Origin of the sequence: Marinobacterium sp. xm-d-564 (assembly GCF_013283345.1) — a bacterium.
Taxonomy (GTDB): domain Bacteria; phylum Pseudomonadota; class Gammaproteobacteria; order Pseudomonadales; family Balneatricaceae; genus Marinobacterium_E.
In genome coordinates, this window is sequence record NZ_WBYO01000010.1 from 76,660 (window position 1) to 84,389 (window position 7,730).

The 7,730-nt window shown below is 48.6% G+C and carries 8 protein-coding genes; 5 read left to right on the plus strand and 3 right to left on the minus strand.

Going from position 1 to position 7,730, the window contains the following annotated elements; genetic code table 11:
- The 3 genes from XMD564_RS10225 (at position 1) to XMD564_RS10235 (ending at position 3,453) form a co-directional block, all read left to right on the plus strand.
- Positions 1 to 1,014, plus strand: a complete 1,014-nt coding sequence (locus XMD564_RS10225) for a branched-chain amino acid ABC transporter permease (protein ID WP_173508283.1) — start codon at positions 1 to 3, stop codon at positions 1,012 to 1,014.
- Positions 1,014 to 2,351: a branched-chain amino acid ABC transporter permease gene (locus XMD564_RS10230; RefSeq protein ID WP_173482140.1), complete on the plus strand. Its 1,338-nt coding sequence runs from the start codon at positions 1,014 to 1,016 to the stop codon at positions 2,349 to 2,351. The genes XMD564_RS10225 and XMD564_RS10230 overlap by 1 nt, the downstream gene beginning before the upstream one ends.
- Positions 2,352 to 2,472: 121 nt before the next feature.
- Positions 2,473 to 3,453, plus strand: coding sequence for a GlxA family transcriptional regulator (locus XMD564_RS10235; RefSeq protein ID WP_371731475.1), 981 nt, complete (start codon positions 2,473 to 2,475; stop codon positions 3,451 to 3,453).
- Positions 3,454 to 3,516: 63 nt separating this feature from the next.
- Here the strand turns inward: XMD564_RS10235 and XMD564_RS10240 are convergent, their stop codons facing one another.
- Both XMD564_RS10240 and XMD564_RS10245 read right to left on the minus strand, forming a co-directional pair.
- Positions 3,517 to 3,720, minus strand: coding sequence for a PA3496 family putative envelope integrity protein (locus XMD564_RS10240; protein ID WP_173482139.1), 204 nt, complete (start codon positions 3,718 to 3,720; stop codon positions 3,517 to 3,519).
- Between the two features lie 143 nt (positions 3,721 to 3,863).
- Positions 3,864 to 4,742, minus strand: coding sequence for an SIS domain-containing protein (locus tag XMD564_RS10245; protein ID WP_173482138.1), 879 nt, complete (start codon positions 4,740 to 4,742; stop codon positions 3,864 to 3,866).
- A 104-nt stretch (positions 4,743 to 4,846) separates the two neighbouring features.
- On the opposite strand from XMD564_RS10245, the gene pbpG reads away from it, so the two are divergent.
- On the plus strand, positions 4,847 to 5,731 hold the full coding sequence (gene pbpG / locus XMD564_RS10250) for a D-alanyl-D-alanine endopeptidase (protein WP_173482137.1): 885 nt from the start codon (positions 4,847 to 4,849) through the stop codon (positions 5,729 to 5,731).
- A gap of 14 nt (positions 5,732 to 5,745) precedes the next feature.
- A complete protein-coding gene (locus XMD564_RS10255; protein ID WP_173482136.1) occupies positions 5,746 to 6,387 on the plus strand; it encodes an MBL fold metallo-hydrolase in 642 nt (213 codons plus the stop codon).
- A 6-nt stretch (positions 6,388 to 6,393) separates the two neighbouring features.
- Here XMD564_RS10255 and pfkA read toward each other — a convergent pair whose 3' ends face one another.
- The gene (gene pfkA, locus XMD564_RS10260; RefSeq protein ID WP_173495374.1) at positions 6,394 to 7,398 is read right to left on the minus strand and encodes a 6-phosphofructokinase; all 1,005 of its coding nucleotides are present in this window, start codon (positions 7,396 to 7,398) and stop codon (positions 6,394 to 6,396) included.
- Positions 7,399 to 7,730 lie beyond the last annotated feature (332 nt).

Sequence of the window (7,730 nt, forward strand, 5' to 3'; positions counted from 1 at the left end):
ATGGCTGACTTTATTAATGCCCTAATTGTTCTGGCTAACTTTATTCTTGTTCCTGCACTGACTTACGGCAGTCAGTTGGCGCTCGGTGCACTGGGTGTCACTCTGGTCTACGGTGTGTTGCGTTTCTCCAACTTCGCACACGGTGAAATGATGGCCTTTGGTACCATGATCACCATCTTTGGTACTTGGGGTTTACAGGCGCTGGGTGTCTCTATTGCACCGCTGCCAACGGCCCTGCTGGCGCTACCTTTGGGTATTGCCGGTGCTGTCGCACTCTCGTTGATCCTTGATAAAACCGTTTACAAATATCACCGCCAGCGCAAGGCGAGTCCGGTGATCTTCCTGATTGTCTCAATCGGTTTGATGTTCTTTATCGGTGGTCTGGTGCGATTCATTATCGGTCCTGGCGATCAGATCTTCTTTGACGGAACTCGTTTCATCTTCTCGGCGCGTGATTTCAAACGTGCGACGGGCCTTGATGAAGGGTTGGCTCTTAAGATGACTCAAGCGGTGACCATTATTACTGCGATTATTGTGGTAGCTGCCATGTTCTGGTTCCTGAACAAAACACGTACCGGCAAATCGATGCGTGCTTTTTCAGACAACGAAAATCTAGCACTGCTGTCGGGTATCAACCCAGATCGTGTCGTGATGATTACTTGGATCCTAGTGGGTGCGCTGGCGACCATTGCCGGTACTCTATACGGATTGGATAAGAGCTTTAAACCATTCAGCTTTATGCAGCTGCTCTTACCAATCTTTGCCGCAGCGATTGTCGGTGGGGTTGGTAACCCATTGGGTGCCATTGCGGGTGGTTACGTGATCGCCTTCTCAGAGATTGCCGTCACCTTCGCCTACAAGAAAGTCGTAACCTACTTGGGGCCTGATAGTTTCCAACCTGATTCGTTGGTTCAGCTGTTGGGCACCGATTACAAGATTGCGGTTTCATTCATCATCTTGGTTATCGTACTGATTGTGCGACCTACCGGTATTTTTAGTGGGAAGACCTTGTAATGAATCAGACATTTTTTAATCAATATCGCACTCCGATTCTCTACTCGGTGATGGCGCTTCTGCTTGTCATCGTCGGTGTGGGTCAGGGGTGGTCTGTCGCCTTTACCATTCTTAACCTCTGTTTGATCAGTGCCATCATGTCACTGGGTGTCAACATGCAGTGGGGTTATGCCGGTCTCTTTAACGTTGGTGTGATGGGCTTTGCAGCACTGGGTGGTTTGGCCGCGGTTCTGGTCTCTATGCCACCGGTTGAAGAGGCGCGTGCTGCGGGTGGTCAGGGCATTTTAGTCGGCCTGTTGATTCTAATTGCGACCATTTTCGTGTCGATCCTGGCGTGGAAACAGTTTGGGGCTAAGAGTAAGAAGACTGGCTATTGGATGCTGTTTGTCATCATAGCTGTGGGTTATGCCCTGATGCGTCTATTTTTCCTCCCTTCCGTTGAAGCAATCGAAGCGGTTAACCCCTCAGTGACTGGATATCTTGGTGGCTTAGGTCTGCCAATCATCCTCTCTTGGCCTGTGGGTATGGTGTTTGCGGCCGGTGCGGCTTACGTCATTGGTAAAGTTGCTTTGGGGCTTCGCTCTGACTACCTAGCGATTGCAACGCTGGGTATTTCTGAGATCGTTCTCTACTTCATTAAGAATGAAGAGTGGCTGACACGCGGTGTTAAAAACGTCAACGGTCTACCTCGTCCGGTTCCTTATGAGGTGGATCTACAACAGGCAACTTGGTTCCAGCAATTTGCTGCAGACTGGGGTATGGAAGTGGCAGAGGCCTCGTCTCTATTCGTTAAAGTATGTTACGCAGGGCTGTTTATCGTTGTCATTGCGATCTTGATGTACTTATCTGAGACGGCACTTAAGTCACCTTGGGGTCGTATGATGCGCGCTATTCGTGACAACGAAGTAGCCGCTGCCGCAATGGGTAAGGATGTTGTTAAACGTCACCTGACGATCTTTGTGATTGGCTCAGCGGTTATTGGCCTTGCTGGTGCAATGCTAACGACTCTGGATGGTCAGTTTACACCGGTTGGTTACCAGCCATTGCGTTTCACCTTCCTCATTTGGGTCATGGTGATCATTGGTGGCTCGGGCAATAACTGGGGTGCAGTCTTGGGCGGTTTCTTCATCTGGTTCTTCTGGATCGAAGCGGAGCCGATTGGTCTTTGGTTAGTGGATACCCTAACCTCTTTCATGGAGCCAACTCACTGGCTACGTCTGCACTTGATGGACAGTGCCGCTCACATGCGTCTGATGACGGTCGGTATCGTGCTTCTGATTGCATTACGATATGCCCCAGAGGGATTAATCCCCGAGCGAACGGCTCGTAAGCACTGATTCATAGCACTACTATGAGTGGGGTTGGGCTTCTAGTCCGGCCCCATTTTCATTTTTGTGACCTATCTTTTCTCAACTAGCGTAGACTAGGGTAATAACTTTTATTACTTGTAGGTCAATTGTGCAGCAGAAACCAGAACACTTCGGCTTTTTCCTAATGCCCGGTTTCTCGATCATCTCCTTTGCGGCGACGATTGATCCGCTGCGTCTTGCGAACCAGTTAAGTGGTCAAACTCTTTATGAGTGGCACTTTTATGGTCCAGCCGATCAGACCGTTACCTGCTCGACAGGTATGCGTTTCCAACCGACACGTCGCATGAACGATACAGAATCGATTGATCGTATGTTGGTGGTTGGCGGTATCGGTGCTCAACAAGAGTCCGAAACCTACTTGAACGATTGGCTACAGAATTTGGTTCGCAATGGTATCAGTTTAGGTGCAACCTCGACGGGCTCTCTGTTATTGGCTGAAGCCGGTGTGTTAGAGGGTAAAACCTGTACGGTCCACTGGGAGGAGCGTGATCAGCTGACGGAGCTCTACCCAGATCTTAACGTCAGTGAAGAGCTTTATGAGATTGATGGCAACCTGATGACTTGTTCTGGTGGTTTGTCGGGTTTGGATATGATTCTTCAGCTGATTACGATTCGCCATGGTGAATCTTTAGCCCACCAAGTCGCTGAGCACTGTATTCACCCCAACATCCGTCCTGCTCATGATAAGCAGCGTATGAAGCTGCAGCTTCGCCAACACGGCAGTCACCCTCGCCTGACACAAGCGCTGGAGTTGATGCGTGAGCACATTCAACCGGTTCTAAGTTGTGAGCAGATCTCCGATCGAGTTGGGCTCTCAACCAGACAGTTGGAGCGACTGTTTAGACAGCACCTGAACTCATCACCGACAAACTACTACATGAGTTTGCGTCTTGAGTTTGCACGTCAGCAGTTGAAGGCGACTCGTCTTCCGATTCAAACGGTTGCGAAAAAAGCGGGATTTACATCCACTAGCTATTTTTCACGTTGTTACAAAAAGCAGTTTGGATTGACGCCAAGAGAGGCAAGAACGGGTGTGCACCGCATGATTGAACTGGGTGAAAAAGCGTAAAAGAGAGATCAAATTTCCAATAGGCTCTGCCTCGATCTCTCTTTTTATTGTGAGCGGTTGCGACTATTTTTCGTCGAACCAACTCTCTTCATTGAAATAGGTCGAGAGCTCTTGCTCTTCGCGACGCTGCTCTATGGCTCTGCGAGCATTAAGCAGTCGCTGTGATTGACACTTTTGCTCCTCTTGCGTCTTCTCCTCTTCGAAGCCCACAAGCAGATCAAAAATTTGAGTTTTTACTGGATCTAGTTCTTCTTCACGAATCAGCATAGGTCAACCTCCTAAGCAAACGTCCATGAACGGATCGCTCATGGCTACACTGTTCTAATCTCTTTTTACTGAAAGCGTCTCAGTAATGCAACCGCGACGATTGTCGTAAAAAAGTGTTACGAAAAAGTGAAACGTAAAATGCGTTAGTCAGGTCGGCGCATCATCAGGCGACGATCGTTTTGACGAAGACTTCTAAGACTGCGTTTGATCGTCTTAAGATGCTCGACGGCATTAGGTCCCAACCGCATCGCAACTCCAACAGCTATTACGTCGATGACAACAAGGTGGACCACGCGAGATGACATCAGAGTACTTAGGTCTTTGTCCTCTTCTACGTCGATAAAGATCGGTATGGTTGCCAGTTCAGCTAGTGGGGTGTTGGCTGGGCAGAGCGTGATAACGGTTGCGCCAGTATCTCTAACAAGCTTGACACTGTGTAGAAGGTCCTTGGTGGTACCCGTTTGTGAGATGGCAACCACCACATCCCCTTCGCCAAGTGTGACGGCTGAGATGGTCTGCATGTGAGGATCTGAATAGGCGGCTGCAGAGATCTTAAGGCGGTAGAGTTTGTGTTGTGCATCGGCACAGACCGGCGCAGATGCACCCAGGCCATAGAACTCCACTCGACGCGCTGAAGCGATCGCCTGAATGGCCTCCTCTAGCGCTCGGTCATCTAACTGCTCTCGTGCTTCGACCAGATTACCCATCATTGAGTCAAAGATCTTGTGCTTAAACTCTAGAACGGTGTCGTCATGGTTCATTGAGAACTGTTCGAAGGTTGAGTTACTGGCCAGCGCTTGCGCTAATGTCAGTTTAAAATCTTGGAACCCATCGTATTGAAGCGCTCGACAGAAACGAACCACCGTTGGCTCAGAGACCATCGCTTCTGATGCCAGATCAACAATACGCATATGAATGATGTCATTCGGCTGTGCTAGAACGTAATCAGCCACTTTCTGTTCTGATTTACGCAGCTTGGCTTTGGCATCGCTGATCTGTTTAAGAAGGTTAGCTGAGTTCACGCTAGGATCCATTTCTATAGAGTGTTGCGAGATAGTATATCAAGGCATACAAATCTTGCAGTAGCTTCGGTATCCTAATAACAGATATTAGGATTTGTTGGTTCATGCGATCTATTTTTACCCTATTTTTTGTTCTATTTAGCGCGACGGCTGTTGCAGCCCCTGACCCCGCTAAACTAGACCTTGCCTCTGTCAGTGTTATGATCAAAGACCTGGACACGCAAGAGGTGCTCTATGAGCGCAACGCCGATCGCGTTCAACCGATCGCGTCGTTGACGAAGTTGATGACAGGATTAGTAACTTTAGATGGCCGCCTTCCGATGAAGGAGCGGATCACGATTGAAGTGAATCAGATACCGGAGATGCGCAATGTTCACTCTCGCATTCGTGTTGGAAGTAATCTTCCGCGAGCAGATGTACTACACATCGCTTTGATGTCATCGGAAAACCGCGCAGCGGCCACTTTGGCTCACGCTTACCCTGGCGGTGCTAAGCAGTTCATCGATAATATGAACTGGACGGCACAGGGCTTGAGTATGACCAACACGAGATTCCAGGAGCCTACCGGACTCTCCGAAAAGAACGTCTCTACTGCAAGTGATCTGATGCGTCTGCTGGAGGCGGTGAGTCTCTATCCAACTCTCTCCAAAGTAACGACCTCTTCTAAACGTGATGTGATCTTTAAACGGCCACGCACGGCCATGGCGTTTTTTAATACCAATACCTTGGTTAATAAAAAGAGTTGGTCCATTCAGATCAGTAAAACCGGTTATACCGATGATGCAGGCCGGTGTTTGGTTCTTAAAACACGCATCAAAGGTCGTAATCTAGGCATTGTCCTATTGGACTCCTACGGTAAACGCACCCACCTAGCCGATGCGCAACGCATCAAACGTTGGCTTGAAAAGGGTAGCAGCGGCAAGGTACCAAGAGGTGCTGCGAATTACCGAGATCAGAAATTAAAATCATTGATGACAGCATCGCGCTGATCCCAGAGGTAGCTATGGCTTATCGTGTCATTCCCGTCACCCCTTTTGAACAGAACTGCACTCTCTTCTGGTGTACAGAGACTAAAGAGGCGGCCGTTGTGGACCCAGGTGGTGATCTGCAAAAAATCATGGCTGCAATCGAAGAAGAGGGCGTGACGCTGACGAAGATTCTACTGACTCACGGCCATATTGATCATGCCGGTGCATCGGCCACCCTAGCAAAATCGATGGATGTTAAGATCATTGGCCCCCAGCAAGCTGATCTGTTCTGGATCGAAGGGTTAGAGCAGCAGAGTCAGATGTTTGGTTTTCAGCAGGTGCAGGGCTTTGTGCCGGATCAGTGGCTCAATGATGGTGACACCGTTATGGTTGGTAATATCACACTGGATGTCATTCACTGTCCGGGTCATACCCCAGGGCATGTGGTGTTTGTTGATCGTAAGGCAAAAATTGCTCAGGTGGGTGATGTCCTGTTTAAGGGCTCGATTGGTCGTACCGACTTCCCACAGGGTGATCATGCAACGTTAATCAGCTCTATTAAAGAGAAGCTGTTTCCTCTTGGCGATGATATCCGCTTTATACCGGGGCACGGTCCTGAATCGACCTTTGGTGATGAGCGACTCACCAACCCCTTTGTGGCCGATCGCTGGGGCTAGTGATTCTTAGTGTTGTAGCTCGTTGATGAGGTCCATCACTTCAACGGGCAACCCCTTCTTCTGGGTAATGACGGCTTCTAGGGGTGTGGTGCTCACTGCACCTTTTGTTACCCCCACCATCACATCCGTTTTCCCTTCAAGCAGTGTATGAATGGCGCAGTTACCCAGCGTAGCAGCAAGCAGGCGGTCATGCGCTGTTGGCTTTCCACCACGCTGCAGATGACCTAAGACACAGACTCTAGGGTCTTCACCGAGCTGTCTCATCTCTTCAGAGAGTTGATTAGACCAGCCACTCTTTCCAGCTTCAGCGACGACAATAATGCCACTGGAACCAATGCCCTCTTTGCGTCGCTGTGCCAGCTGTTGGCTGATATCGGTAATATCAGACTGGTGTTCGGGAACAATAACCATTTCAGCGCCGGCGGCAATCGCAACATGACAGGCAAGCAGGCCGTAGTTACGCCCCATTACCTCAACTAAGAAGTGACGATCATGTGAATAGGCGGTATCACTGATTTTATCGATGCCTTCGACGGCGGTCGTTACAGCGGTATCAAACCCAATACTGTCATCAGTACCATAGATATCATTATCAATGGTCCCTGGAAGACCAATAACGGGAATGGAGAACTCTTGATAGAGTTCGTGAGCACCTGAAAGTGAGCCGTCACCCCCAATGACAATTAATGCTTCGATGCCGTGCTTGGAGAGAATATCGAAAGCGCGTTGTCGTGTGGCCGCTTCATGAAACTCAAGACAGCGAGCACTCTTTAGATAGGTTCCCCCTCTATGACAGAGTCCACTGACACTTTTGGAATTCAGTGTTTCGAACTCCTCATTCAGCAATCCTGCATATCCGCGATGAATACCGATCACCTCTATACCAAAAGAGGTCGCTGTTCTGACCAATGCACGAATAGCTGGATTCATTCCAGGTGAATCTCCGCCACTGGTTAAGATGGCAACTTTAGAAAAGGATGTAATGTGGGAGTAATGAGGTAACTGATACATAAAGAGTCCAAAAGTGCTTATCCCTGAATACTAGCGATAATTTGGGTAAAAAATGAGCAAAAAATAGGGGCTTTTGTACAGTTAATGATCAGTTTTAATCTTTTTTTAAAAAAAGTGAAAAAAAACCAAAATAGACGTTGACCCTAAGTCTAATATCGGTAAGATACGCACCTCGCTTGAGACGAGTACTCAAGCAGCCGCCAAGAGATCGGTGGCACGCTCTTTAACAATTAATCAGGTAATGCGTGTGGGCGCTTGTTGAGGTTGAGCACAAAAGCTTAACAAGACAAGCAACCTATATGTGAATTCATTTAGCGTAATGTTTTTCTTGA